Source organism: Microcoleus sp. CAWBG640 (genome assembly GCF_020883015.1).
Taxonomy (GTDB): Bacteria; Cyanobacteriota; Cyanobacteriia; order Cyanobacteriales; family Microcoleaceae; genus Microcoleus; species Microcoleus anatoxicus.
Genome location: NZ_JAHRFC010000137.1, coordinates 6,206 through 9,383, shown reverse-complemented (window position 1 = coordinate 9,383; position 3,178 = coordinate 6,206). Strand labels below are relative to the sequence as shown.

The window sequence follows — 3,178 nt, the reverse complement described above, 5'->3', positions numbered from 1 at the left end:
GTAATTGGTTGAATTTGACTGCCTGTAGCTAAGTTAATTGTAACAGGTGCGATCGGTTGGGTATTTAACTTAACGCTATAACTTCCATTTGCACCGCCTTCCGTTGCAGTCGCAGTAGTGGGAGTAATGCTAACGCCTGCGGTGTCGTTATCGGTGATGGCAACATTAACAGGGGAAATTGTGATGCTGTTATATTTAGTATCGGTACTGGTGGCTGTATGCGCGATCGCACCTGTATGATTTCCTTCAACTAAACTGTCGTCAACCGCTTTCACCTGCACAGTTTGAGCGACATTCCAATTAGCAGCGGTAAAAGTAAGTGCGGTAATTGGTTGAATTTGACTGCCTGTAGCTAAGTTAATCGTAACAGGTGCGATCGGTTGGGTATTTAACTTAACGCTATAACTTCCATTTGCACCGCCTTCCGTTGCAGTCGCAGTAGTCGGAGTAATGCTAACGCCTGCGGTGTCGTTATCGGTAATATTAGCATTGACCGTGTTGCTGGCAGTGCCATTAACCGTAAAACTGACACTTGCCCCGTTATACTTAGCATCGGTACTTGTGGCTGTATGGGCGATCGGGCCGTTGTGTGGCGAAGTTTCTGCTATGGTATCATCAACTGCACTGACTGTCACCGTTTGCGGTACAAACCAGTTAGTTGGAGTGAAACTAAGGCCAGCAATTGATAGAATTTGAGTGCCGGTGTTGAGGGCGATCGCCACATTTGCAGTAGGCTGATTAGTTAGCACAACTGTATAAGTATCAGTCGTCCCACTTTCTGCTACATTAGTGCTCCCGCCCGACTCAACAATCTTTACCTGCGGCCCGCCAGGAATTATTTTAGTAATAAAAGCATCAAAGTCACCTCCCCCATTCGCCGCTTGCAAAGGATTCGCTGTTGGGAAATTAGTAGAAGCACTACTTCCCGCTACATAAACTGCACCAGAAGTATCCACCGCAATACCATTACCATTGTCGTCGCCGCTGCCACCAAGATAAGTAGAATCAACAAAGGCAGAACCAGATGAATTGATACTTGTGACAAAAGCATCTTTCCCGCCGCCGCTGACACTTTGAATAGCATTCTTAGTCGGGAAATTAGTCGAAGTCGTTTCCCCTGTCACATAAACATTATTCCCACTATCTACAGCAATGCGATAGCCCCTGTCATCTCCGCTGCCGCCCAAATAAGTTGAATAAATCGCATTGTTACCTAGAGGACCTAACTTGATGACAAAAGCATCATTCGCACCACCTCCATAAGTCGCTTGAACTGCATTTTTAGTCGGAAACTCAGTTGAAGTGGTACGTCCCAGAACATAGGCATTTCCAGAACTATCTACAGCGATATCATGACCTACTTCATTGCCAAAGCCACCTAAATAAGTGGCATAAGCGCGCGAACCATTCGCATCAAATTTAGCGACAAAACCATCATATTCACCTCCAAGGGCATTTTGAAAGCCTAAATCTTTCCCCGGCAAGTTAGTTGAATAAGTAATGCCGGTAATGTAGGCATTACCATTATTGTCTATGGCAATGGCTTGAGCGTCTTCGCGACCAGAACCGCCGAAATAAGTAGAGTAAACTAAACCACTACCAGTTGGATTAACTTTAGTAACAAACGCATCAATTCCACCTCCGTATAGTTGGGAGGCATTGGCAGTGGGGAAACCGTCGCCTGTGATTCCGGCAACATAAGCATTACCGTTAACGTCTACCGCAATGCCGTTGCCTAGGGCGCCACTGGTGCTCGTGCCTAAAAAGGTAGAATAAACTAACGCATTGCCGGCTGCATTGAGTTTAGTTACCGCAGCAGTGTAATTAGGTGCTGTCGGTTGAAAAGCACCCGGTGTAATTGGATAACCAGGATCGACTTGTCCGGTTAAATAAGCATTGCCTTGACTGTCTACCGCAATCCCAAAACCGTATTCATTGCCAGTACCGCCGATATAAGTAGAGTAAACTAACGCAGTTCCTTGAGGGTTAATTTTAGTAACTAAGAAATCAGCTTGACCCCCTGGGGTAGTTTGGAATGCAGCAGGAGTAGTCGTAAAATTGTTAACAGTAGTGCCAATAATGTAAGCCGCACCTGTGCTATCTACAGTCATGCGGTTGGCACCATCATAGCCGCTGCCGCCTAAGTAAGTCGAGTAAGCTAAAACCGGGTCGATAACTAGGGGTTGAGTGCGATCGAAATCTCCCAAACTAAAATTAACTTGATTGTTTTCTAATAAGTTGTAAGCTGCGGGAACATTCACCCGCTGTCCGTTAATGTCTTGATAAACTATCGGTGCGTTATCTATTAATTCGCCCAGCGGTGTTTCTAAAATCAGTGCGCCATCGTCACGCAACCGGATATTGTTAACACCACTATAGTTCATCCGAATTTGACTCGGATCAGCAAAAGGTGCAACCAAAAACTCGCTCTTAAGTTGTCCTTCTGTACCTTTAAAAACGCGGTCAATTCCTTGATAAACGTTTTGATAAACAACGCCGTTAAAAGTAGGAATGTCAGTGTGCCATTGACTCAAATCTTCGCCTAAAATAAAGTTAGCAACTCCGGGCAATTTTTCCAGCCCGGAAATTGTCGGATTCGGGTTGCTGTTGGCTAAGCTGCTGCGGACAATTGCAGAAGTTGTGGCTGCATTACCCGGTTCAGTTGGTGTTTGGAAAGCGGTAAAGGTGATTTCGTTGGGAGTGAAATAGATACTGTGACCGGCACCTTTGACCTGGAATTTCACATTAGGGTCTGTTTGTCCAGCATTTGCAATAAAACTTAAGGGAATTTGACCGTAAGATGCTTGTTGATTTGGAGAGCTCATATGCTGGTATTCCTGGCTTATGTTATGTCAGTAATTATACGGGAGTACCGGGTTTGCTGTATAGTAAATTCTTGCGAAAAATTTGCGAAAAATACAATTTTCTTGCGAAATTTCTCGGAGTTTGATGAATAATTGTAACAATGGTTGTGGGTGCGATCCGTAAGTTTGAAAGTCCGAGGGTTCGCCAGTTAGATTTTTCGCCAGTCCGATTTTTCGATGGTCCGACAGTTCGATTTTTCGCCAGTCCGAGAGTCCACCAGGGGTTGAAAACCCCTGTCTCATAGCGGAAGTCCTCTCAAAGAGGACTAAGATCGATCGTAATTTAATTGGATTTATCAGTCGGTTTCAACCGA

General features: G+C 44.9%; 1 protein-coding gene. It reads right to left on the bottom strand.

What is annotated here, in order from left to right; translation table 11 throughout:
• A partial coding sequence (locus tag AAFP11_RS28720; RefSeq protein WP_341740091.1) for an SBBP repeat-containing protein occupies positions 1–2,825 on the bottom strand: 2,825 nt, incomplete at its 3' end.
• Between the last annotated feature and the right edge of the window lie 353 nt (positions 2,826–3,178).